The organism is Pedobacter sp. NJ-S-72, assembly GCF_053890575.1.
On the sequence record NZ_CM132681.1, the window covers coordinates 4812756 to 4835254 of the forward strand.

At 39.2% G+C, this 22499-nt stretch carries 29 protein-coding genes; 8 read left to right on the forward strand and 21 right to left on the reverse strand.

Features of this window, described 5'->3' with window-relative positions; genetic code table 11:
* Positions 1–23: 23 nt before the first annotated feature.
* From ACWYN3_RS31755 to ACWYN3_RS31800, 10 genes are all read right to left on the reverse strand, one after another.
* Positions 24–1166, reverse strand: a complete 1143-nt coding sequence (locus ACWYN3_RS31755) for a RagB/SusD family nutrient uptake outer membrane protein (protein ID WP_456217847.1) — start codon at positions 1164–1166, stop codon at positions 24–26.
* Positions 1167–1186: 20 nt separating this feature from the next.
* Entirely contained in the window at positions 1187–2077 is an 891-nt protein-coding gene (locus ACWYN3_RS31760; protein WP_456217848.1) for a hypothetical protein, read from the reverse strand.
* The gene (locus ACWYN3_RS31765; protein ID WP_456217849.1) at positions 2019–2492 is read right to left on the reverse strand and encodes a TonB-dependent receptor domain-containing protein; all 474 of its coding nucleotides are present in this window, start codon (positions 2490–2492) and stop codon (positions 2019–2021) included. Before ACWYN3_RS31765 ends, ACWYN3_RS31760 begins: the two co-directional genes overlap by 59 nt.
* Positions 2493–2515: 23 nt before the next feature.
* Positions 2516–3562: a hypothetical protein gene (locus ACWYN3_RS31770; protein ID WP_456217850.1), complete on the reverse strand. Its 1047-nt coding sequence runs from the start codon at positions 3560–3562 to the stop codon at positions 2516–2518.
* Positions 3522–4157, reverse strand: a complete 636-nt coding sequence (locus tag ACWYN3_RS31775; RefSeq protein ID WP_456217851.1) for a TonB-dependent receptor plug domain-containing protein — start codon at positions 4155–4157, stop codon at positions 3522–3524. The genes ACWYN3_RS31770 and ACWYN3_RS31775 overlap by 41 nt, the downstream gene beginning before the upstream one ends.
* Entirely contained in the window at positions 4072–4539 is a 468-nt protein-coding gene (locus ACWYN3_RS31780; protein WP_456217852.1) for a hypothetical protein, read from the reverse strand. The genes ACWYN3_RS31775 and ACWYN3_RS31780 overlap by 86 nt, the downstream gene beginning before the upstream one ends.
* A 148-nt stretch (positions 4540–4687) precedes the next feature.
* Positions 4688–5491, reverse strand: coding sequence for a FecR family protein (locus ACWYN3_RS31785; RefSeq protein WP_456217853.1), 804 nt, complete (start codon positions 5489–5491; stop codon positions 4688–4690).
* Positions 5492–5523: 32 nt separating this feature from the next.
* On the reverse strand, positions 5524–5649 hold the full coding sequence (locus ACWYN3_RS31790) for a hypothetical protein (RefSeq protein WP_456217854.1): 126 nt from the start codon (positions 5647–5649) through the stop codon (positions 5524–5526).
* A 68-nt stretch (positions 5650–5717) separates the two neighbouring features.
* Positions 5718–5972 carry a sigma-70 family RNA polymerase sigma factor gene (locus ACWYN3_RS31795; protein ID WP_456217855.1) on the reverse strand — a complete coding sequence of 85 codons (255 nt, stop codon included), beginning with the start codon at positions 5970–5972 and terminating at the stop codon, positions 5718–5720.
* A 31-nt stretch (positions 5973–6003) separates the two neighbouring features.
* Positions 6004–6261: an RNA polymerase sigma factor gene (locus ACWYN3_RS31800; RefSeq protein WP_456217856.1), complete on the reverse strand. Its 258-nt coding sequence runs from the start codon at positions 6259–6261 to the stop codon at positions 6004–6006.
* Positions 6262–6814: 553 nt separating this feature from the next.
* Here ACWYN3_RS31800 and ACWYN3_RS31805 point away from each other — a divergent pair.
* A complete protein-coding gene (locus ACWYN3_RS31805; RefSeq protein ID WP_456217857.1) occupies positions 6815–8086 on the forward strand; it encodes an aminopeptidase P family protein in 1272 nt (423 codons plus the stop codon).
* 71 nt (positions 8087–8157) lie between these two features.
* Here the strand turns inward: ACWYN3_RS31805 and ACWYN3_RS31810 are convergent, their stop codons facing one another.
* On the reverse strand, positions 8158–8532 hold the full coding sequence (locus ACWYN3_RS31810) for a glycoside hydrolase family 97 C-terminal domain-containing protein (RefSeq protein WP_456217858.1): 375 nt from the start codon (positions 8530–8532) through the stop codon (positions 8158–8160).
* Positions 8502–10103, reverse strand: a complete 1602-nt coding sequence (locus ACWYN3_RS31815; protein ID WP_456217859.1) for a glycoside hydrolase family 97 catalytic domain-containing protein — start codon at positions 10101–10103, stop codon at positions 8502–8504. The genes ACWYN3_RS31810 and ACWYN3_RS31815 overlap by 31 nt, the downstream gene beginning before the upstream one ends.
* 345 nt (positions 10104–10448) lie before the next feature.
* Between ACWYN3_RS31815 and ACWYN3_RS31820 the strand changes: the two genes are divergently transcribed.
* The 7 genes from ACWYN3_RS31820 to ACWYN3_RS31850 all read left to right on the forward strand — a co-directional run bounded on the left by ACWYN3_RS31820 (position 10449) and on the right by ACWYN3_RS31850 (position 15585).
* The gene (locus ACWYN3_RS31820) at positions 10449–10580 is read left to right on the forward strand and encodes a hypothetical protein (protein ID WP_456217860.1); all 132 of its coding nucleotides are present in this window, start codon (positions 10449–10451) and stop codon (positions 10578–10580) included.
* A 10-nt stretch (positions 10581–10590) separates the two neighbouring features.
* The gene (locus ACWYN3_RS31825) at positions 10591–11400 is read left to right on the forward strand and encodes an endo-beta-N-acetylglucosaminidase H (protein ID WP_456223226.1); all 810 of its coding nucleotides are present in this window, start codon (positions 10591–10593) and stop codon (positions 11398–11400) included.
* Between the two features lie 527 nt (positions 11401–11927).
* Positions 11928–13133: a hypothetical protein gene (locus ACWYN3_RS31830; RefSeq protein ID WP_456217861.1), complete on the forward strand. Its 1206-nt coding sequence runs from the start codon at positions 11928–11930 to the stop codon at positions 13131–13133.
* Complete coding sequence (locus tag ACWYN3_RS31835) at positions 13081–13608, forward strand: hypothetical protein (RefSeq protein WP_456217862.1); 528 nt, start codon at positions 13081–13083, stop codon at positions 13606–13608. The genes ACWYN3_RS31830 and ACWYN3_RS31835 overlap by 53 nt, the downstream gene beginning before the upstream one ends.
* Entirely contained in the window at positions 13608–13943 is a 336-nt protein-coding gene (locus ACWYN3_RS31840; protein ID WP_456223227.1) for a transketolase-like TK C-terminal-containing protein, read from the forward strand. Before ACWYN3_RS31835 ends, ACWYN3_RS31840 begins: the two co-directional genes overlap by 1 nt.
* Before the next feature lie 158 nt (positions 13944–14101).
* Positions 14102–14956 (forward strand): helix-turn-helix domain-containing protein, encoded by an 855-nt coding sequence (locus tag ACWYN3_RS31845; RefSeq protein WP_456217863.1) that lies wholly within the window; start codon positions 14102–14104, stop codon positions 14954–14956.
* Between the two features lie 47 nt (positions 14957–15003).
* Positions 15004–15585, forward strand: a complete 582-nt coding sequence (locus ACWYN3_RS31850; RefSeq protein ID WP_456217864.1) for an isochorismatase family protein — start codon at positions 15004–15006, stop codon at positions 15583–15585.
* Positions 15586–15659: 74 nt separating this feature from the next.
* Here the strand turns inward: ACWYN3_RS31850 and ACWYN3_RS31855 are convergent, their stop codons facing one another.
* The 9 genes from ACWYN3_RS31855 to ACWYN3_RS31895 form a co-directional block, all read right to left on the reverse strand.
* Positions 15660–17258: a SusD/RagB family nutrient-binding outer membrane lipoprotein gene (locus ACWYN3_RS31855; protein WP_456217865.1), complete on the reverse strand. Its 1599-nt coding sequence runs from the start codon at positions 17256–17258 to the stop codon at positions 15660–15662.
* Positions 17258–17503, reverse strand: a complete 246-nt coding sequence (locus ACWYN3_RS31860; protein WP_456217866.1) for a hypothetical protein — start codon at positions 17501–17503, stop codon at positions 17258–17260. The genes ACWYN3_RS31855 and ACWYN3_RS31860 overlap by 1 nt, the downstream gene beginning before the upstream one ends.
* 17 nt (positions 17504–17520) lie before the next feature.
* Positions 17521–18429, reverse strand: a complete 909-nt coding sequence (locus tag ACWYN3_RS31865; protein WP_456217867.1) for a hypothetical protein — start codon at positions 18427–18429, stop codon at positions 17521–17523.
* 122 nt (positions 18430–18551) lie between these two features.
* Positions 18552–18881: a hypothetical protein gene (locus tag ACWYN3_RS31870; protein ID WP_456217868.1), complete on the reverse strand. Its 330-nt coding sequence runs from the start codon at positions 18879–18881 to the stop codon at positions 18552–18554.
* Between the two features lie 172 nt (positions 18882–19053).
* Positions 19054–19566, reverse strand: a complete 513-nt coding sequence (locus ACWYN3_RS31875; protein ID WP_456217869.1) for a hypothetical protein — start codon at positions 19564–19566, stop codon at positions 19054–19056.
* A complete protein-coding gene (locus tag ACWYN3_RS31880; protein WP_456217870.1) occupies positions 19550–20614 on the reverse strand; it encodes a TonB-dependent receptor plug domain-containing protein in 1065 nt (354 codons plus the stop codon). Before ACWYN3_RS31880 ends, ACWYN3_RS31875 begins: the two co-directional genes overlap by 17 nt.
* Positions 20615–20637: 23 nt before the next feature.
* On the reverse strand, positions 20638–21594 hold the full coding sequence (locus ACWYN3_RS31885) for a FecR family protein (protein ID WP_456223228.1): 957 nt from the start codon (positions 21592–21594) through the stop codon (positions 20638–20640).
* The gene (locus ACWYN3_RS31890) at positions 21513–21710 is read right to left on the reverse strand and encodes a hypothetical protein (RefSeq protein ID WP_456217871.1); all 198 of its coding nucleotides are present in this window, start codon (positions 21708–21710) and stop codon (positions 21513–21515) included. The genes ACWYN3_RS31885 and ACWYN3_RS31890 overlap by 82 nt, the downstream gene beginning before the upstream one ends.
* Positions 21711–21762: 52 nt before the next feature.
* Complete coding sequence (locus tag ACWYN3_RS31895; RefSeq protein ID WP_456217872.1) at positions 21763–22401, reverse strand: RNA polymerase sigma-70 factor; 639 nt, start codon at positions 22399–22401, stop codon at positions 21763–21765.
* Positions 22402–22499: the final 98 nt, after the last annotated feature.

Sequence of the window (22499 nt, forward strand, 5' to 3'; positions counted from 1 at the left end):
TGCAAAACGTAGTAGTGGAAGATTTAGATCTGAGTCGGGTGATCGCCGCTTTGGCTGATATGTTTACCTACCGGATCGGCAAAACTAAACGGGTCCATATATTTTCTGAACTGGAAGCCAGATAAACTGTTGATAGACGAATAGACGTTGTCTTCGCCAAAGAACATAAAGTGATCGCCAGGTTTTAAGATGGTTGCCTCACGGCGGATGTCACCTGCCTGATAAGAATCATATAATTCTTTAGTTGGTACATAATAGCCCCAGCCATTGTATTTTCCCCATCCTTTATTTTCAAGCATTACACCCGGAAGGATACTTCCCCAGCCACCTGCACCTGCAGGAGTAGAAACTGCCGACCAGATATATTCCGGGCCCCAGTTGTTTGTTGCTTTGAAGACATCAGCAAAGTTTGGCATCAGGTCACGTTTTCCGAAATTGATAACAGAATCTGCATATTTTTCTGCATTAGCATAGTCTTTTTTATATAAGAAAGCTTTAGATAATACTGCCCATGCTGCTACCTTATGCGGAGGCCCATAATCTACTGCACCCAGCTGATCAAAATAAGGAAGATAATTTGCTGCCTGCTGTAATTCGCTGATCAGATAATCATAATTCAGATTAACATTTGCTGCTCTTGGTGTCGGGTTAGGATCGTCCATATTGGCTCTGCCAACAATAGGAACCCCAGCTTTGGCATTACCATAATTAGAGGCTAACTGGAAATACATATATCCGCTGGTAAAGTAAGCTTCTCCGATTAGTCTCTTTTTTAAGTTAGCATCCATTTCAATCGCAGGAACGTAACGGATTACATCATTAGCTCTTTTAATGGTTGCATATCTCATTTTCCATTGTCCTTCGGTATAATCTCCACCAATATAAGCAGAGTTGAAGTCTCTTACATTATCGCCCTGAGCCTTTACGCGCCCGGTAATCATGTCATCACTTGCATTGATGAACCAGAAGAAACCACGGCCGTAGAAGTTTTCGTCATCATAAAGGTCATACATGGCATTTGCACCTTTTACTGCATCGGTACTGGTTTTCCAGAAGTTACCTTTTGAAGGTGCGCCTTCGGGCGTGATATCTAATTGTTTTTTACAAGAGCTGATCGTTACAAGGGTTAAACCAGCTATGAATATGTGGAGTAAATTCGTTTTCATTATCGTTGATTAAATACGGGTTATAAATTAAGACTTGCACCAAACAGGAATGTTCTTGCTTGTGGGTAACGGCCTACATCTACTCCATACTGATCCATTCCTACTTCTGGGTCGAAACCAGAGTAATTAGTAATGGTGAACAGGTTATTAGAAGTTACATAAAGACGCAGATTACTGATTTTAGCAGTTTTCAAAAGATCTTTGGAGAATGTGTAACCTAGTGTAGCACTTTTTAATCTTAAATAAGAGCCGCTTTCCAGGTAAAAATCTGAAGTCGTAGAGAAATTGCCATTTGCATCACTTGCCGAAATACGTGGTAAACTACTTCCTGTATTGGTTGGGCTCCATGCATCTAACACACCTTTCAGCAGGTTGTAATTCTGACCGCTACCTGCATTCAATCCTGTATATTTTAGTGCGTTGAAAAGTTTGTTCCCTTTCACACCCTGAGCAAATAAGTTCAGATCAAAACCTTTGTAGCTTGCATTGAAACTAAATCCGTAAGAGAAATCCGGATAAGCACTGCCTCTGAATACGCGGTCATTGTTATCGATTTTACCATCATTATTGCTATCTGCAAAACGGAAATCTCCAGCTTTTGCATTTGGCTGAATCATATTTCCACTTGCATTTTTATAACTCTTAGCTTCTGCATCTGACTGGAAAATACCATCAGTTTGTATTACGTAATAAGAATATAATGGTTCACCAACTTGTAAACGAACCGGGGTCAGTGTACCACGAACATTAAAATCTACTGCCTGACTGGTCAGGCCTGCTGGTAAAGAAACCAGGTTGTTATTCATTTTAGTGAAGGTTGCATTAATACTGTATTGGAAAGCCGCTTCCGGTTTATTGTTGTAATTTAATCCAATCAACTTCAATTCCTTTATCTCTTGATAAACCGCCATTTTTCCATTGTCCGTCAACACCAGTAGTTCCTGATAAAGGCTGATAGATTAACATATCCTTAGTATCCTTAATGAAATAATCAGCAACCAGGCTCAGCCTGTTTTTGAATACGCTTAAATCCAGACCAATATTTGTCTGTTTAGATTTAGCCCAGGTTAATTCAGGGTTTGACAATACATTTTCATAATATCCCTGGTACTGACCCGGATTTAATCCCATGTAAATAGTTGTTTTTTTAAGGGTCGGGTTAACTGCCTGAGCGGTTACACTGGCAAGGTTCCCAAGCAGACCGTAACTACCTCTGATTTTCAGATTGCTGATCCAGTCAATTTTACTCATAAAATCTTCTCTGCTGATTACCCATCCTGCGGATGCAGAATAATAATTAGCAAAACGATTTTGCTTTGCGACCAAAGATGTACCATCTCTTCTTCCAATTAATGAAAGCAGGTATTTGTTTTGTAATCATAATTTGCACGGGCAAAAAACGAAGTCAGAGCTTCTGTAGATACATAACTATCTGGTAAGAATGGGATAGTTGCATTCACCATATAACGGTATTTAGGAGATTCATCATCAAATCCTTGTGCAAAAACAGTCAGATATTCTGCCTGTCTGTTCTGGTAAGAGAAACCGCCGATTGCATTTAAGTGATGTGAACCAAAAAACTTATCATAGGTAAGTACCTGCTCCGCTAACAGGTCATTTGTGTTGTTAGAAGTCTGTGTCAGCTGATTAAAATCAAAGATCTTACCAATTTCAGGAACTTTAGTCTGGAAGGTTTTACTGTTATTAAACGTTTTAGTGAAAGATAAGTTAGAACGGAATTTCAACCCTTTTAACAGATCAAGTTCTGCATAAGGATTAGCCACAATGGTATTTACAGGATTGCTTACATCCAGTCTTTGTAAATAAGCAACCGGATTGATAATATCTCCATAAGCACCGGCATATTTTAAAGGTAAACCTGAAAAACCACCTTCTGGTGTATATGGCGCTACATTTGAAGGATAAAAGATAGCTGATATAATTGCACCTGTATAGGCGCTTTTTGTATTCGCACCATTGATTGTAGGGCTGTTAGAGTTCGATCCGTTTCCATTGGTATAATCGTAGAAAAGATTTTCTCCTACTTTCATCCACGAATTGATACGGTGTTCGGAATTGATACGGAAATTATAGCGGTTGCCATAAGTGTTTAATAACGTTCCTTCTGCCTTACGGTAGTTGAAGCTCAGGTAAAAGCTCGACCTGTCGTTTCCACCGCTTATCCCCATATTGTAATCCTGAATTAATCCTGTTCTGAAAATTTCATCTACCCAGTCTGCGCGGGTAATCTGTCCATCAGGATATTTAATTGCGTCAAAAGCTTCTTTTCTAGGGATCCCTGCATTATCAGCAGCAAGGTTTGAAATGTCAGCAAATTCTTTTGCGTTTAATGATTTAAGTTTTTTCCAGGGCAGTTTGTGTGCCCACCTTTGCATCGAATGTGATATTCAATTTTTGGTTAGCTCCTTTTTTTGTGGTTACCAGAATAACCCCGCCCGAAGCTCTTGCTCCATAAATTGCTGCGGCCCCGTCTTTCAAAACAGAAATAGATTCTATATCATTTGGATTCAGTACTGGTGTGCCATAAAACAGCGATCCATCGATTACATATAAAGGACTTTCTCCGTTGATACCACCCTGACCACGGATATTTACTTTTGCCGTAGCCGTAGGGTCCCCACTTTCATTTACAACAACAACACCGGGTGCTTTTCCTTGTAAAATACTACCGATATCGCTCACTGATCTTGAATTTAATTTATCAAGTGATACTTCTGCTACAGCCCCTGAAACGGTAATTTTCTTTTGTGTACCATAACCTACAACTACAACCTCATTCAGTTGAGAGTTGTCTTCTATCAGCATAATATTAATAGTGCCTTTTCCTTCAATTTTTACCTGTTGTGTTTTATAACCAATCATGGAAAAAATCAAAGAAGATTCTTCAGGTGCAGAAACACTGTATTTTCCATCGGCATTTGTTGTTGTTCCCTGAGTTGTTCCTGATACTTTTACCGATACACCCGGCATAGCCAGTCCGGTAGAATCTTTGACTGTTCCTGAAACCGTACGGTCTGCTTTTTTTACAGGTGCAGGTTTTTTTTTTTTTGATGATCACATAATCACCTTTTTCCAGACACTCAAATCCAAGCTTATGCAACACAAATTCAACTTTTTCATTTTTAAAAGTCTCGTTCAATGCTTGTTTGTTGATGGATAGCTGATCCTGATTGTAAACAAAATGAAGGCCTGTTTTGGCTTCTATTTCTTTCAGAATTGCTTGTTGTGATTTCTCTTTTGTAATTGTTAAGGTTACGGTCGCACGATCTAATTTCTGGGCCATTGTTGCCGAGGCGAACAATGTTCCGCAAAAGGTACAAATGAGCGAGAAGATTAATAATGAATACTTCATGGCTTTTTATAAAGGGCTGTTAACCTCTTATAGGAGGGTGTTTTCATATTGTTAATTGTTTTTAGCGCGTTAATTGAATGATGAATTAAATGTAGAAGCGGGCGCTGATCTGACCGGCGCCGGTTGATGAATGGGGGCTAGCTGTTCATTACTTATAGATTTTAAATGATTTATGATCAGGGGTTGTCTCATATTTAAGATTATATAAACTGGAAATGATTCCAATGATTTCTTCTGGCTGCTGTTTACTGTGGAAGGTTGCTGTGCAGCCGAGGTTTCCAAGAAGGGCAGGGTTCAGGTTAATTTTTATGGTGTAGATATATTCTAGTTTTTGCAATGCCTGCTTCAGGTTTATCCCTTCAAATACAATCCTGGTATCGGGAACAGGAGTCTGGCTGATGATGGCCGTTTCTTTGTTTTTGTCATAAGTAATCTGCTGACCTTTAATCAGGGTTCCGAATACCTGGTTTTTATTTCCGACAGCTACCTTTCCTGTGTTTACCGAGATATTCATGGAGTTGGAAGTTTTAAAGGCGCGGATGGTAAATGAGGTCCCTAATACTTTTGTATAAAGTTTGCCGGGTAGCTGTACAGTAAAGGGGCGTTTTTCTTCATGGGCGATTTTGAAAAATGCTTCTCCTTCTTCAAGGGAAATCTGTCTTAGTGAGGAAGTGAATTTTGCAGGATAGGACAGCCGGCTTGATGGACTCAGGATAACCTCTGAACCGTCACCCAGTCTGATCGTCTTTTTTTCGTTTGGTTTGGTACTCGTTAATAAAGATGCAGCGGGAAGTGTTTTTTGTATAGGGTGGGGAGCGATTTTCCACCAGGCTAAACCAATACTGCAAAGCAGAATTGTTGATGCTGCAATTTGAAGAAAAGAATTTCTCCGGATAAAAGAGATCTTTGGTTTTGCATTCTCATGTATGTGCTGTTGCAGGTTAATCAGCATTCGGCGCTCTATAACTGCTTTCCGGTTTTGACTTAACACCTTGTTCCCCCCCCTTCATAGGAATTGTACCAGTTTTCGACCTGTTCAATTTCTTTTGGGGTAGCTTTAGCGTCTAAATATTTTTTCAGCAGATCTTCTGCAAGCCTTTTATCTTCCATCTACAAACCAGTCAGTTAAAAAGGTAAGTAGTACCGGGTCTGTGTGTTAACGTTAGGTTACGTTTGTGTTAAAAGAAGAATACAGTAAGATAAGCTAATCTTTTCCTGATAATTTTCAACGCTGCGGTAAGCTGGTTCTTTACCGTCTGTATCGACAGGTTGAGTTCTGTGGAGATCTCATTGTTTGATTTTTCCTGTTTCCGGCTCATGGAAAAAATCAGGCGCATCCGTTCTGGAAGCTCTGCTATAGCCTGGTCAAGCTCTTTGTGTATTTCTTTGACTGCTAGATTATTGGTTGCATGGAGAGTAGAGGTGTTGCCCATCAGAGAAAGGAGATCTTCGGTATATTTTTCTTTAGTAAGGTTGGCCTTGAAGTAGTTGATTACCCGATATTTTCACTGATCCCTGAAGATATGCGGCTAATGATTCCCTGATTTCAAGGGTTTCGCGCTTTTCCCATAAGGATATGAAAATATCCTGGGTGATGTCCTGTGCAATGTCTTCTGATCCAATACGTTTGTAGGCAGCATCAAAGACGTGCTCCCAGTGTTTTTTGTAAATAATTTCCATTGCTGTTTGATCGCCTTGTTTTAAGGAAGTGATGAGATCCATAGCTGTGATGGTTATTAGTTTTTTTTTGCAAAAGTAAAGTATTGGTGTTGTCTTAATGTTACGAAAAAAAAACAATCAGATAATATAATGACTACGTTCCCCTGCGGGGCCCTGATGTCATTATATTATCTGATTGTTTTTTTTCGCCAATGTCAGACTGGGGGGTGAGTTGCTGGTTGGTTAGATTGTTATTTGTTAGCGTTGATTTTGCTTTTGCCTGAAAAGGAGAAGTATATACTACTAGCGGTTCGCCTGTTATTGAAGGGGTATTGTCAATAAGTTAAGGTATGAAGTGAAAGAGGTTCAGTTCTATAAGACATTTATGTTGGAAGGGGGTTGGAAGGGCTAATCGCCCTTCCAACCCCCTTCCAACATAAATGTCTTATGCATGTGTCCTATACTGAGATTAGTTTACAGTCATTCTGTACACTTTGTCATACAGGATGTCTGAAGTCTTAAAGTCCGCATTTAACATATTTGCACTGTTTATCTGCCGGGATTTAGGGAGATGATTAAATTTATTTGATAAATTTGGTTCTATAAATAATCAAATATGTTCGCTAAAGAAATCTACCAGGAAAGAAGAAATAAACTTAAGTCAGTGATAGGTGAAGGAATTATCCTTTTGCCGGGAAATGAAGAAAGCGGGATGAATTTCAGGGATAATACTTATCATTTTCGTCAGGATAGTTGTTTCCTTTATTTTACAGGGATCAGCAGACCAGGGCTTTGCCTGGTGATTGATATTGATAATGATCAGGAGATTTTATTTGGGGATGAACTTACAGTAGATGATATTGTATGGACGGGTGCATTGGAGACGATTGAAGCTCAGGCTGAAAAGGCCGGAATTGCCTTTACAAGAAAGAAAACGGAAGTGATCAATGCTTTGGCCGGGAACAGGAAAGTTCATTTTCTGCCGGTTTACAGAGCGGAAACTTCTATGAAACTGATTGATTGGGGATTGACAGGACAACCATCGGTTGAACTGATTAAAGCGATAGTTGCACAGCGGGAAGTCAAAAGTGAACAGGAAATACAGGAGATTGAAAAGGCGGTTCGGATTAGTACCCTGATGCAGTTAAAGGCACAGGAAATTGCACGTCCGGGGCTTTCTGAATTTGAAGTCGCAGCGCAGTTACAGGCGGTGGCTATCGCAAATGGCGGTCAGCTTTCTTTTGCAAGTATCCTTACGGTAAATGGAGAGATTCTTCACAATCATGCAAGTAAGACTATCCTGAAGGACGGACAAATGGTTTTATGTGATTGTGGTGCTGAGAATGATATGTTCTATGCCGGTGACTTAACACGTACTTTTCCGGTTGGTAAATCTTTCACACCATTACAGCAGGATGTTTATAATATTGTTTTAAATGCACAGTTAAAGGCTGTGGAAGCTCTTAAACCAGGAATATTATTTAAGGATGTTCACTTGCTTGCGTGTGAACATTTAGTACAGGGATTAACTGATTTAGGTTTGATGAAAGGCGATCCGAAACAGGCAGTTGCTGAAGGCGCACATACTTTGTTTTTTCAATGCGGTTTAGGCCATATGATGGGACTTGATGTACATGATATGGAAAATCTGGGGGAAGAATACGTAGGGTATACAGCTGAGCTCAAAAAGAGTAAGGATTTTGGTCTAAAATCCCTTCGCTTAGGTAAAGAACTTGAACCAGGTTTTGTCGTTACTGTTGAACCGGGGCTGTATTTTATTCCTGTATTAATTGATTCATGGTCTGCTGAAAATAAACATGCCGAATTTATTAATTATGAAAAAGTGAAGCAGTTTCAGAGATTTTGGTGGAATAAGAATAGAAGATGATTACTTAATTACTACAGCGGGAAGTCGTCTTTTAGGCCCCCCGCTGATTAAGACATTAGAAGAGGTCCATGCTAACCGATAGGGGTTAGAATCGCTGTATAGCCGCCACCAGCGGCCATATCGATATGCAGGGTTTCTCCGGCACTAACTTCTTTACTGATGATCTGATAGTCGGCAGCATGTTTGCCGACATTAATTCCATCTTTTAATATTTCGATCTTATACTTTTTACCTTCCAGGAAAGTCAGGGGGATATCAAAAGCCCTGGCATCCCAGTTGGTCATTCCACCTATGTACCAGTTGTTCCCATTTTTACGGGCTACAACTGCGTATTCTGATATTTTACCTTCCAATGCAATTGTTTTATCCCATATTGTTGGAAAGCGGGCTATGTAATGCGTGTATACAGGCTCTTTTAAGTAGTTGGAAGGATTATCACAGAACATTTGCAGTGGACTATCAAAAGTACGTACATAGAGGTTTGATGCGCTCTTGTCCCTCTGCTTATTGGCGAAGTCATACTTACATGGAATTCATCTTTATTGCTGTTCAGCATAGCACCGGGTGTGTAATCCATCGGTCCTGCCACCATTCTGGTAAAGGGTAAAGTGGTATTGTGAACGGGGGTAATGGTTTCTTCCCATTTATTATTTTCCATTCCTTTGACTCCTTCATAATTGATGACGTTAGGATACTGACGATTTAAACCTACTGGTTTATAAGCTCCATGAAGATCGAGAAGTAATTTACGTTTAGCGGTTTCCAGGGCTGCTCTTTCATAGAAATTGACCATGTACTGATCGGCCCTTGCCATGAAATCTACTTTTATTCCTTTAACGCCCCATTTGACATATTGATCGAGGATGGCGTCCATATTTTGATCCAGAGGTTTCCAAAGTGCCCATAAAATTACGCCTACATTTTTGGCAGTTGCATATTTAACTAGGCCTTCGATATCAAGCTGAGGATTTGGTGCGAGCAGATCTGTTGTTGCCCGTGACCAGCCCTCATCGAGGATGATATATTCCAGACCATAGGCTGAGGCAAAATCGACATAATATTTATACGTTTCAGTATTGATGCCCGCTTTGAAATTAACGCCATATATATTGTTGTCGTTCCACCAGTCCCAGGCTACTTTACCTGGTTTGATCCATGCTGTAGCAGTCAGTACATTTGGTTCTGCGAGTTTATAAACCATTTCATTCTCCAGTAATCCTTTATCAGTTGGACTGATAATAATCGTTCTCCACGGGAATGTTCTGTTTCCTGTTGTTTTAGCATGGTAGTCCGCTTTTTTAACAATGATTTCTGCACGGTCTGAATTTGGTTTTGGTGTTGCCTCCAGGATAACTTTAGGGAAACGGCCCGTAAGTGTTTTAGTGCCTGTTCCATAGAGGAAGAGATTTGGATAGTCGTGAAGATCGGCTTCGGTGACAACCATCTTAGTGCCAGTTGGAGTAGCTATATATAGGGGTAGATAACCATATTGTTCAACAGGGATTTCCTCAAGTTTCATAGGTTTGAAATCACCTTCATAATGTGACTGTAATTCAGGATTATTCTCTTTAGGGAGATAGATCTGGCAATTCTCATTAAAATTGAAAGTCACCTCTTCATAGTTGACTTCAATTGGCTGTGAGCCTAATTCGGTGACGAAGCGATAAGCAACACCATCATTGTAGGCTCTGAACTCTAAGCCATAATTACCTTTCATCTGGAGTTTAAGCTCATTATAGATTTCAGGGATTAGTTTATTACGTACAGGAACAATTGAAACGATAGTTTGATTAACAGATTTACTGATAGCTTTTGAAACGACCGGTATAATACCTGGATTTTTGCCATCCTTTAAAACCATGCTCATTGCACTGGGCTTAATCAGGATTTCCTGATCTTTCATGACTGACCAGGTGATGTTTTTACCAATTGAAATTTTTATGGTTATTTTTTTATCGGGAAGCTTAAAGTGTAGTCTTTTGCGAAGGCTGCGGTTTGTATCAGCAAGGCAAAACATAGAATTTTAATTGTTTTAGACATAGTGAAATTGGTTGTTGATGAGCTGTAAATGATTGGGTTTGTTTTTGGTTTTGCTAAAACCTATTAACGTATTGTGTTGATAGTTAGATAAATATAGTTATTTATCGGAGCTGTCAAAATGTTTTGATAACCTCTGGTCAGGAGGCTGATATTTCCAGGAGAGGCTGGTATATATAAAAGATTTCAGGGTATTGATATGTTCAAAACAATCTCCTAACTTAGACTTGCTTAAACGTTTTACCTTATATAGTAATTGCGGGGGTTTAATTTAAAAGCAACCAAATAATTAAACAACAATTAATCATCTACCAAATTAATTAGTATGAACACAAAATTCAATGCAATCTTAAAAAAGACTGCAATCACTTCGGTGAGTCTTGTTCTTTTAATGGCTTCAGCCTGTAAAAAAGATCAGCCAGTTCAAAAATTCAGATCAAAGTCTTTCAGGGGCTAAAACAGAGGCTATCGGCCAGACAGGCCCGGTTGGGGTTTGTTATGTAGAAGTGAACAGTAATGATATGTTAGAAGTTGGTAAGTATAAGTTAGCGAATGGCAAGCAATTATTTGATATCGGGATAATCTTCGCTGCCAACATTAATTATAATACGACTACACAAAAGGCGGAGCTGTTTTTCAATCCACAGGTAACTAGTGTGCTAAATAATAGAGCAACTAAAATCAAGCCACTTCAGGATAAAGGTATTAAGGTAATGCTGTCTGTTTTGGGTAATCACCAGGGTGCTGGTTTTGCTAATTTCCCTAACCAGGCAGCTGCACAGGCTTTTGCACAGCAATTGAGTGATGCAGTAACGACTTACGGACTGGATGGTATTGATTTTGATGATGAATATTCAGAATATGGTAACAATGGAACGGGACAACCAAATTCAAGTTCTTTCGTATATCTTGTTACTGCTCTTCGTCAGTTAATGCCTAATAAAATTATATCATTTTATAACATTGGCCCATCAGCTTCTAACTTGTCTTATAACGGTGTAACTGTAGGATCTAAAGTGAATTATGCATGGAACCCTTACTATGGTTCATATTCTGTACCTAATATTCCAGGTCTGACTAAAAGCCAGTTAGGCCCCGCTGCAACTGATATTCAGGCAACAAGTGTTTCTACAGCAACAACTAATGCAACTAAAACTGTGAAAGATGGTTATGGTGTTTACTTGTACTATAATCTGACAAGCACTAATAAGGCTACTTATCTGTCCAGTATATCAAAAGCACTTTATGGTGGTCAGGCAACAACTTATACCCCATAGTATTTAATCATATACTACACACCAAAATGAATGAGGGGCGCCAAAAGCGCTCCTTTTTTATGCACTTCTGTTAAGACCCTTATCATCAGAAATAATCATTTTTGTTAAAGAAGGTGGCTTAGCAGATATGCATCTTGAACAAACGTTTGTGTGCAACTTTTGACCGCTAAACAGTCAGACAAATTTAATTCACTATTTTTCAGTTAATTACAAGAATAAATATCGACCTCAATAGAGGTGCTAGCCAGTGATTGTAGCAAAATAAACCTAACCAAGAGCTTTTTTTTACTATTATGTAGCTGGATTATTTGGAGATGCACCGTTGATCAACGAGTCAAATTACGCCAATACCGAAACGGCTAAAAGTTTGCCAGGATCGCCGGTGGCGAAGAATCCGGTATTAACACAAAATTCCGGTTATTAAAAGACGCTTATTTGTTTATATTTATGTTCTGTCAAAAAACGAATTGTTTAAAACAAATTGGCCCTGGTGATCGTAGTAAAAGTATCACAATAAATACTTAGAAATGGATTCAAATCTTAACATTGAAGAATTAGCAATTAATACTGTACGTACCTTATCAATTGATGCTGTACAGAAAGCGAACTCCGGACATCCGGGTATGCCTATGGGTGCTGCACCAATGGGACATGTGCTTTATGCTCATTACATGAAATTTAACCCGAAAAACCCGGATTGGGCAAACAGGGATAGGTTTATTTTATCAGCGGGGCATGGTTGCATGTTACAATACAGCTTATTGCACCTTACTGGTTTCAATGTCACTATTGACGATCTTAAGAATTTTCGCCAGTTAAACAGTAAAACTGCTGGTCACCCAGAATATGGTTTGATTGACGGTGTCGATGTAACTACAGGGCCATTGGGGCAAGGTTTTGCAAACGGGGTAGGTTTTGCAATTGGGCAAAAGCACCTTGCAGCAAGATTTAACAGACCAGGATTTGATTTGTTCGATTATAAAATTTACGCAATATGCAGTGATGGTGATATGATGGAAGGCGTAACTTCCGAAGCAGCCTCTTTAGCAGGTCATCTGGAGCTTGGTAATCTGATCTATTTATATGACGATAACCATATCTCTATTGAAGGTGATACCGACATTGCCTTTACAGAGGATGTATCCAAACGCTTTGAAGAAGCCTATAACTGGCACGTGCAGGAAGTGAGTGATGGTAATGATATTACTGCAATTATTAATGCCGTCAGAAATGCGAAAGCAGAAATCCATCGTCCGTCTTTAATTAAGGTTCGTACACAGATTGCTTATGGCAGTCCGAATAAAGCAAATACTGCTGGTTCCCACGGTTCTCCGCTGGGTGCTGATGAGATTAAACTGGTCAAAGAATTTTTTGGTTTTGACCCTGCGAAATCATTCTTTGTACCACCGGAGGTTGATGCATATTATCAGGCTGCGGGTAAAAAAGGAACAGAAGCTAATCAAAAATGGGATGAGCTTTTTGCACAGTATAAGGTAGCACACCCTGAGCTTGCTGAAGCATATGAACAAGCATACAACGGAGAATTACCAAAAGACTGGAAAAAATCATTACCGGTATTTGCCCCTTCAAAAGATAAAATGGCTACCCGTCAGGCCTCCGGAAAAGTATTGAATGCAATAGCTTCAAGTTTACCTGGTTTTGATAGGAGGAGCTGCGGATTTGGCCCCGTCTACCGATACCAACCTCAAAGAATATACCTCTTTTACTCCTGAGGATCGTACCGGACGTAACTTCCACTTTGGTATCCGTGAACATGCAATGGGCTCAGCTCTTGTGGGAATGGCCTTAACTAAAGGGGTTATTCCTTTTGGAGCAACCTTCCTGATGTTCTCAGAGTATATGCGTCCGCCAATCCGTTTGGCAGCCATTATGAAAATCAGGCCTATCTTTGTATATACCCATGATAGTATTGGTCTGGGGGAAGACGGAACCACGCATCAGCCTGTAGAACAACTTATCTCTCTGCGTTCTATACCAAACATTACCCTGATCCGTCCGGCTGACGCCAATGAAACAGCTCAGGCATGGCGTGTAGCCCTTGAGCATAAAGACGGGCCAGTTGTTCTGGTGTTCACCAGACAAGGTTTACCTGTACTTGATCAGGAGAAATACGGTAAAGCAGAAAATCTTGAAAAGGTGCATACATTCTGTCCGAAGCCGAAGGCAAGGCCGCAGATCTTATCCTGATTGCTACCGGCTCTGAAGTAGCGCTGATCCTTGACGCACAGGCGAAGTTAAAAGAAAGCGGAATAGCCGCCCGGGTAGTAAGTATGCCATCATGGGAGCTTTTTGAAAAACAAGATGCAGCCTACAAGGAAAAAGTTTTCCCTAAGGCAATCCGCAAACGTCTTGCTGTAGAAACTGGTTCTCCATTGGGCTGGCATAAATATGTAACTGACGAAGGTGACATCATTGCGATGCATACTTTTGGAGAATCCGCACCAGCAGAAGAACTTTATAAAGTATTCGGTTTCACAATCGATAATGTAGTTGCGAAAGCCAAAGCACTGCTAGGCAAATAAAATCTTTATGTTAAATAGAAAAGCCTTCAAATCATCATCTGAAGGCTTTTCTATTTACTGCTCTTTTCAAGTTTTCCTTCTAATTTTTTAAGATCTTTACTGAAAACTGCTAACCTGCTATATACGTTTGAGAACCATTCTATATGTTATTATAAATTATGATAGAAATACCAAAAGATATACTAAGCAATAATTCATATCTAAAGTTAAGACAGGCTGACATGTACGCGGTGATTATTGAAAGCGAACATAAATCTGAGGATGTGTTGCAAACTGGTCATTGTCTTGAACTTGTATTAACTGGTTCAATAGACATTAGGTCTGGCGGTTATGTTCAGCGTCTTTCTGTGAATGATATCCAGTTCAGGAAGCGGGGTAATTACCAGCTATTTCCATCTGATGATTATAAGAGCGTACTCGTTTTTATGGAAAATGAGTTTGTTCATAATTTTCTTGAAACTCACGTAATTGAGCGCAAGGAGGAGAAATTTAATGCGGATTTAGCTCCTTACCTTTTTAAAACTACAGATTTTATTGCAGTCAATCGTGCTGAGGCTATTCAGCATATTCAGCATCCTCAGGAATATTCAAGATGCATTTTGAGGTTTATTACCCATCAGATTCTTTTGCAGATTCTGTCGGGCGACAGCTCAAGGACGTTTGCGTCCTTTTTGAAATATTTGGTGAGTGAAAGGAAAATTGACCTCGCTTATTTTATGGAAGCTAATTTTTCCAGACAGCTGTCATTAAATGATATGGCAAAATTAACGGGTAGAAGTGTGAGTACCTTTAAGAAGGAGTTTGTAGAACAATTTAATACTACGCCAATAAAATGGCAAACAAACAGGCGTTTAGAATATGCAGAATACCAGATTAAGAGTTCCAGTGATACAGTTTCTATGATTGCATATGCCAGTGGATTTGAAAATTTGTCGCATTTTTCAAAAGTATACAAGCAAAAAATATGGTGTGTCACCCACTCGGGGGCGCGTGATAAAAAAACAAACAAATAAAGCCTCTCAGCAAAGTTTGGTAATGCGGGGAATTGCAATTTCGGGTTATGAAAATATTAAAAAACACATTACCTGCATTGATATTGATAGATATTCAAAAAGCTTTTGATCACATTGACCATTGGGGAGGAGAAAGGAACAATCCGGAAGCTGAGTTAAATGCGAGGAAATTATTAGATTATTGGAGAAAAAATGATCTTCCACTTTTTCATATTCAACACTGCTCCGTACACCCCGACTCTTTACTTGCGGAGGGCAACCCTGGAAACGAACATAAAGATATTGTAAGACCCCTGACTGGTGAGACAATTATCAAAAAATCAGTAAACAGTGCTTTTATTGGTACTGATCTGAAAGAAAGATTAGATGTCGCAAACATTGATACTTTAGTTATCATAGGTTTAACCACGGAACATTGTGTCTCAACAACAACAAGAATGGCCGCTAATTTTGGCTATAACGTCTTTGTTGCAGCTGATGCTACAGCTGCTTTTGCGAAAAAAGGGATTAATGGAGAGCGATATGATGCGGAGACCACACATCTAACTGCATTATCTCATTTGAATAAAGAATTTGCAATCATTGTGAACACTGATGAAATAATTTGTCAATTAGAAGAAACCACATAGACCTCCTGAAAATAAAGCGCCATCCAGTAGATATCCCCATGGATGATCAATTTTTTTCAAAAATAGAGAAGAAACTACCTGTCCCACCACGTTTTCGATGTCAGTAAATCTCCTCCAGGCAGCCTTGCCACGGCCGCCCTATAATTATCCGTATTGTTCAATACCTCTGTCGATAAATAAATAAGTCTTCTGGGAATGGTTCCATTCGTTACATTTCCAGGATAATTAACTGGGGTTAGTATTGGGTACCCAGATCTTTTCCAGTTCAGCCAGCTTTCAATAAAGTTAAAGTAAGTACCTGTAGTTATCCAGTATTGCGTATTAATCATCTCCAAAGCTTTCGCATTACCCGATTCATCCAGCGGATGTTTTGTCACATAATCATTAATCACCTCGTCAGGAATCACCGCCAGTTTATCCAGTTGCTCCATTCCTTTTAGCGCGCCACGTAAACCATTCGCATAATGTCCTGCTGCCGTGCCCTGAATATTCCATCCTCTTGTTTTGGCTTCAGCCAGCAATAATTCTGTTTCTGCATAAGTCATGATAAAATTCGGGCCTCCCAGTTTCAGGTAAACAGAAGTTCTTGGTCTTGAATATTTTCCAAGCGGGGCGAAATCAGAGCCCGTTCCCGTGCCTCCCGGATATCCTGTATATTTACTAATATCATATCCGCCACCTGATAAATCATAACCATTAGGCAAACCAATCTGTACTGAAGGATCAATATTCCCTGCAAGATTCTCATTGATGTTATTCGCTAAACCATTTTGTGGAACCTCGGCAATTACTTCCAGCCGGGGATCATTGGTTTTTCTCAATTCATCAATCAGAGTTTTGCTCCATCTTACTTCTCTGTAATCAGAGACCGTCCTTAGTGCCAGAGAAGTACCATTCTGACCATCCAGATTTGATTCGTCAGTCATGATCAGCGCATTATCACTAATATCAGAAAATGCTCCTGCTGCTGCTTTCTCTACCCATTGTTTAGCCTTGTCGGGGGCAACCTTTGTTAAACGCATAGCCACCTTTAACATTAGCGAGTATCCGAATTTTTTCCATTTCACAATATCCCCTTTATAAAACAAATCTGCCGTCGGTTTCGGTTTTGCGGGATCTAAACCACTGATCGCCTGGTCAAGATCAGCCAGCATTGTGTTATAAATATCCTCCTGTTTATCATACACAGGGTACTTAATTCCTTCTCTTGCTTTTGAAGCCTGCGAATAAGGTACATCTCCATAAGTATCCGTAATCCGCTGTAAGATCAGTACAAACATGATATCACCGATATTAATCAGGTTTGAATACTTCTCAGGATCTTTCTCCCTGGCAAGACGCTGCATCTCTCTGATTGTAGAAGCGTCAGCATACCCTTCCTCAAATATTCTGCCCTGGTAATCCGTGAAACTACCCGCGTTCACATATTTATCACCATTGTTATAATATAGATAAGTAGAGGCCAGCAGCTGCATCATGGTACTTTGATAAAGCAATTGATAGTACCCTTTATTAGAAGATTTGAACTGTGCTGTCGAAAGCAGCTCGTCCGGGTTATAAGACTCCCCGGGTAATTTTGTCGGATCAGTATTAATTTTATCCAGCTGTGCCTTGCTGCAACCCAATTCAATGACTATTAAAAAACTCAGCAGGAGTAAGCAAACCTTCTTCATTATTTCTTTGTTTGTTGAAATTTGAAATTGACATTTATACCGAAAGTCCGGGTGGCAGGAAAAGAAGCTCCTTCTATACCTGCATAATTCAGGCTGGAAGCAAATTCAGATTCAGGATCAATATTCCTGGTGTATTTAACCAGTGTAAATAAATTTCTAGCGACCAGGTCGATAGAAATAGCATTGAAAGGTGTTCTCTTTAATTGATGAGCGGGAATTGTATACCCTAAAGTAACCTGTCTCAATTTGATAAAGCTACCATTCAGAACAGATAGCGCTGAGATATTAGTCGCCGCAGCTGCGGATAATAATTATAGGCAGGCACACTGGTCGTATTTACTGTACCATCAGGATGTATGCCGGGTGCAATGATACCCGTCTCTCTGCCATCCAGCGTTGCTTTATTCAGCCCAAACACATAAGAGTAATTTTCTGTAGCTGATAAAATCTTGTTCCCATATTTGAAATCAATCAGCATGGAAAAGCTGAAGTTCTTATAGTAAAAGTTGTTGTTGAATCCGCCAAAAACATTTGGAAGGGTGCTTCCCATCGGTTTTAATTCTCCGCGTGCAGGTATACCATCAGAACCAATAACCATATTCCCACCAGCATCTCTTAAGTAGTCGTAAGCCATGATTTGCGTAATTGGTTTCCCAACGACCATGGCTGTATAAGCATTTAATGGTCTGTAAGTACCTGTTAATGCATATTTACTGGAACCATCAATTGATAGCAGGCGGTTATCAATATGACTGATATTAAAACCTGCTCTCCATTTGAAATTCTTATGGTCTATAACAATACCCTGCAAAAGTACCTCAACTCCAGAATTGCGTGTTTTGCCTAAATTAACATATGCAGAAGTAAAGCCAGAAGTAACCGACTGTTTCGCATTGATGATTTCATTATGAGTAACCCGGTGGAAATACGTAAAATCAAAGAAGAGACGGTTATTAAACATTTTTAAGTTAATCCCTGTTTCAAATTCATTAAGTGTAAAAGGCCTCAGATTATAATTAGGCAGATCTCTGGAGAAATTGCCCAATGGAACTCCATTTATATCACTGGTGGTATAATAATAAGTTTGCGTCGTATAAGGTTGAATCGGTTCTCCGCTGGTCTTGGCAAAACTTGCTCTTAATTTACCATAATCAATGCCCTTCAATTTCAACAGATCAGAAAAGACGAAACTTGCTGAGACACCCGGAACGAAGATGCCCCGGTTGTTTCGTGGTAGGGTAGAGTAAACATCATATCTGCCCGTTGCAGAAAGATTCAGATAGTTCTTATAGTTTAGATAGCAGTATAATAAGCAGATTCAGTTACAATTTTGGCGTAAGTATTATTGTTAATTATCGTGACAAGATTTGATGGGGTATACAAATAAGGGACAATGAATCTTGACCCCATCAGCCCGTTAGATTCTACTTCTCTTTTTCGGAAATTCGTTCCTACAGACACATCAAGGTTAAGATCCTGGGTAAGATTCCTGTTTGCAGCTAGTAAGAAATCACTGTTTAATTCTGATATGCTGGACTTCTTCATCGAATTGATACCCCCCTCTCCATTTACAGAAAAGGCAGCACCAGTTGGAATAACACTCAATATATTATCATTGCTCACATCATAGCCCAGGCGGGCCTGCAGATAAATCCAGTCACTAAATTTGTATTTAGCAGAGGCTGAAGAAATAAAACGGTTGCGACTTGAATAATCAGCCTGTTTATTGAGTATGAAATAGGGATTGGTTTTATACTCATCGTTGTTCCAGGGAGTTTCGGCTCCTGTATTTGGGTTAAATCCGGGGGGGGGCTAATGTTGCCTGGTCAATATTTGTGGCCAGTGCTGCGATACCATAATTGGTGTTCAAAGGCCCATCACTCAGGTAAGATCTGTTTTTATTATACTCATGGATATAATTTCCATTAAAAGTAACGCTTAGTTGTTTGCTCAGCTCATGGGTTGCGTAAAGGTTGACGGTTTTTCGGTCTAAACTGCTATTCCTGATAATAGACTGCTGGTTGAGCTTGGAAGCTGATAAATGAATAGTCCCGTTTTGTCCGCCATGGCTTATTGAAACGGTATTCGTAAAAGCCGGAGCTGTTCTGTAGAATTTCTGAATATTATCTTTTACCGCCGAATAAGGATGTTTATTTCCATCAAACTGGATTACCGGCTGACCATCCAGTTTTTCTCCCCAGCTATAAAGTCCGGAAGCTACAGCCGCAGCGACAGTCTCAGGTCTCTGGTTTTGTGTACCCTGACCATATACATACTGGAAATCCGTATTGTTAACCGCTTTTATCAAATGATAAATTAGTATTATATTCTATTGCGATACCTGAGTTTTTTCTTGCACTTTTAATGGTAATCAGGATTACACCATTTGCAGCACGGGCACCATATAGTGCCGAAGCTGCTGAACCCTTTAAGATAGTAATTGTTTCTACATCATCCGGATTGATATTACTGATGCCATCTCCGTAATCCGGGCCTCCATATTCATTTGCGCTTCCGCGTTGTGTATTGTCAAGAGGGACCCCGTTTACTACAAATAGTGGGGAGCCTGCAGTCATACTTGCTGCACCGCGGAGTAAGATTCTTGCGGAAGAACCTGGTCCGCCATTTACTCCGCTGATATTCAAACCCGCTACCTGCCCTTCGAGTGCAATCATGATATTTGATTCTCTTGCTTTTGTTAATGAATAACCGCTGATTGCAGATATGGCATAGCCAATTTTTCGTTCTTCTTTGGGAATATTCAGGGCTGTAATCAGTACTTCGTCCAGATCGTTTTGTAATGGCCGCATGGAAATTTCGACGTACGTGTTTTCTTTTATAGGAAATTCCCGGTGCTGATAGCCGATCTGGCTGAGCACAAGAATTGAATTTGGAGCTGCGGTTATCGAAAACTCACCTTTATCATCTGTTTTTGTCCCTAAACGGGTGCCTTTGACTTTAACAGAAGTTCTGGTTATGGAAATCCCGTTTTCATCTGTTATTTTTCCTCTAATCAGGCTTATATTCTTGTCTTCTGTTGCTGGTCTTATAGCAATCAGATTGTTCTCTAATAATTTATAGGTAAAGCCAGTATCTTTTAAGAGCTGATCAAGCACAGAAAAGACATCTTTATCCTGAACTTTAATAGTGGTTTTTTTTGAAGGTATCCGGGCTTCGCTATAAATGAAGTGGTAGGGAGTCTGGTTTTGTATGGCATCAATTACTTTTTCAAAATCTACAGATTTCAATTTCAGTGTTACCTTACTTTGTGAATGAGCATTCAGGGCAACTTGCAGCGCAAAAAAAATCAGCAGTTTTTTACTACGGTCTTCATCTATAACATTTACGCTTGGCAAAAAGCCATATCGCTTTAGCGATATTACTTTACAGCGTAAAGATAGATAGTTTTTCCTTGTATTTTATATTCAAAAGGGGTAATGGCTTGTAACGCTTTTAATGCTTCCGATAAGCTCTCTTTCTCAAATTCTCCGGTGAACTTAGCATTTTTCAGTTTATCTGATTCAAAGATAAAATTTACGCCGTACCATCTGGATAAACGCAGGCTCAGCAGGGAGAAAGTCTCATTTCTGAACAGGATTTTGTTATTCATCCATGAGGTTTCAAGAATAGTATTCTTGTCATTATTATAATAACTAATTGGTGTAATGCTGTATATATCTCCGTTCAAGTGCTCCACACTACTGTCTGCAGCATGAATTAATGTGAATTTTTCAGCAGGACTTAGCAGGATGTGTTTTGCCGGTCTATTATTCAGTGTAATTTCTACTTTTCCTCTCAGTAAAGTAGTTTCAGTTAAATGTTCTTCAGGATAGGACTTGACATCAAATGCGGTTCCAAGAACTTTGATGCTTATATTTTTGGTATGTACAATAAAAGGGTGCTGATGATCTTTTGCTACATCAAAAAAAGCTTCACCACTTAAATAGACTTCCCTTGTCAGACCGTTAAAGGTGTCAGGGTATTTAATTTCACTTTCTGCATTCAAAGTAACTTTACTTCCGTCAGCAAGTACTACTGTTGAGGTTTGCCTGCCTGGAGTATTTGTCTTTTTCCAGGCTATGGCTGTGCCTGTATCCGCAATATTTTTTGCTTCGAAGAATTGATAAGCGAAAAAGGTACAAAGTCCGAAAACAAAAATAGCTGCAATACGGTACCATTGCTTAAAAGGTTGTGCAGAAGGTTTTGAACTAAAAATCAGTTTAGGCTGGGCACCAACAACATTAATTCTTTCTTTTATTTGTTGAAATATACCATCGATGTTGTCATAAGGACGATCCTGCTGCTGGAAATAAAATAAGTACTTAAAGATTCGTATTCGCGTCTGTAATCTTCATTATCTGCAAGCATTGCCATAAAATACTGATCATTATCGGTGGAGATTTCTCCCGATAATTTTTCGCTAAGTAATTCAGTGAATTTTTGATCAGTCATTGGACAATATTTATACTTTGTATATAGTAGTACCCTTTTTTGTTAAAATTGCTTACAAGAATTGAAAAATATGTAAAAAAAAAAAAAATATTAAAACTATTAAATTGAGGGAGTTGTCGCTCTTTGTATCTTGTGTATAAATATGGTGATAAGCTTTAAGGCTTATCCTTAATTTATCTATTGCCCTGAATAATTGTGTCTGTACTGTCCTTGGCGAGATCTCCAGAATTTCTGCCACCTCTTTGTATTTCATGCCGTTTTCTTTAATTAGCTTAAAAATAATCCGGGCTTGCTTTGGAAGTTTGTCGATCGCCTGATCTAATTTATGATGTAGTTCTTTATTCTCCAATTCTTTTTCCGGATCTGCATGATCCAGAAACTGAAACTCATTAGATGGTTCGATTTCTACTAAATGTACGCTGGCGTGTTTTTTAATATATTTTAGAGATTGATTCCTGACTGCAGTAAAAAGATAGGTTTCAAGGTTGAGAATTACTGTTTCTGCCTTCCTGTTTTCCCAGCACCTGACCAGAATGTCAGAAATAATCTCTTCGGCTATTTCTTTTTTTCCTACATAATAAATGCAGAATTTGATAAGCCGATTGAATAAAAGATAATATAAAACTTCAAAAGCTTTAACATCATCTTCTACGCAAACCTTTGTCCATAAGGGAGATAAGTCAGGTTTCAAGGCCTTTGGGAATTAATAACAGTTATAAGAAAAGGCAAGATAAATAATATAAATAATAAATCAACCATAGTTTAAATGCTTGCTAATTCGATTTTATT

What these genes read in the sequence shown, in the direction of transcription:
- ACWYN3_RS31805 (WP_456217857.1), top strand. Translation starts at nt 6,815, where the DNA reads ATGTTCGCTAAAGAAATCTACCAGGAAAGAAGAAATAAACTTAAGTCA.
- ACWYN3_RS31850 (WP_456217864.1), top strand. Translation starts at nt 15,004, where the DNA reads ATGAAAATATTAAAAAACACATTACCTGCATTGATATTGATAGATATT.
- ACWYN3_RS31820 (WP_456217860.1), top strand. Translation starts at nt 10,449, where the DNA reads ATGAACACAAAATTCAATGCAATCTTAAAAAAGACTGCAATCACTTCG.
- ACWYN3_RS31810 (WP_456217858.1), bottom strand. Translation starts at nt 8,532, where the DNA reads ATGTTCTGTGATAATCCTTCCAACTACTTAAAAGAGCCTGTATACACG.
- ACWYN3_RS31800 (WP_456217856.1), bottom strand. Translation starts at nt 6,261, where the DNA reads ATGGATCTCATCACTTCCTTAAAACAAGGCGATCAAACAGCAATGGAA.
- ACWYN3_RS31760 (WP_456217848.1), bottom strand. Translation starts at nt 2,077, where the DNA reads ATGGCGGTTTATCAAGAGATAAAGGAATTGAAGTTGATTGGATTAAAT.
- ACWYN3_RS31780 (WP_456217852.1), bottom strand. Translation starts at nt 4,539, where the DNA reads ATGAAGTATTCATTATTAATCTTCTCGCTCATTTGTACCTTTTGCGGA.
- ACWYN3_RS31770 (WP_456217850.1), bottom strand. Translation starts at nt 3,562, where the DNA reads ATGCAAAGGTGGGCACACAAACTGCCCTGGAAAAAACTTAAATCATTA.
- ACWYN3_RS31855 (WP_456217865.1), bottom strand. Translation starts at nt 17,258, where the DNA reads ATGAAGAAGGTTTGCTTACTCCTGCTGAGTTTTTTAATAGTCATTGAA.
- ACWYN3_RS31890 (WP_456217871.1), bottom strand. Translation starts at nt 21,710, where the DNA reads ATGACTGATCAAAAATTCACTGAATTACTTAGCGAAAAATTATCGGGA.
- ACWYN3_RS31845 (WP_456217863.1), top strand. Translation starts at nt 14,102, where the DNA reads ATGATAGAAATACCAAAAGATATACTAAGCAATAATTCATATCTAAAG.
- ACWYN3_RS31790 (WP_456217854.1), bottom strand. Translation starts at nt 5,649, where the DNA reads ATGGAAGATAAAAGGCTTGCAGAAGATCTGCTGAAAAAATATTTAGAC.
- ACWYN3_RS31830 (WP_456217861.1), top strand. Translation starts at nt 11,928, where the DNA reads ATGGATTCAAATCTTAACATTGAAGAATTAGCAATTAATACTGTACGT.
- ACWYN3_RS31795 (WP_456217855.1), bottom strand. Translation starts at nt 5,972, where the DNA reads ATGGGCAACACCTCTACTCTCCATGCAACCAATAATCTAGCAGTCAAA.
- ACWYN3_RS31775 (WP_456217851.1), bottom strand. Translation starts at nt 4,157, where the DNA reads ATGCCGGGTGTATCGGTAAAAGTATCAGGAACAACTCAGGGAACAACA.
- ACWYN3_RS31785 (WP_456217853.1), bottom strand. Translation starts at nt 5,491, where the DNA reads ATGCTGATTAACCTGCAACAGCACATACATGAGAATGCAAAACCAAAG.
- ACWYN3_RS31815 (WP_456217859.1), bottom strand. Translation starts at nt 10,103, where the DNA reads ATGTTTTGCCTTGCTGATACAAACCGCAGCCTTCGCAAAAGACTACAC.
- ACWYN3_RS31755 (WP_456217847.1), bottom strand. Translation starts at nt 1,166, where the DNA reads ATGAAAACGAATTTACTCCACATATTCATAGCTGGTTTAACCCTTGTA.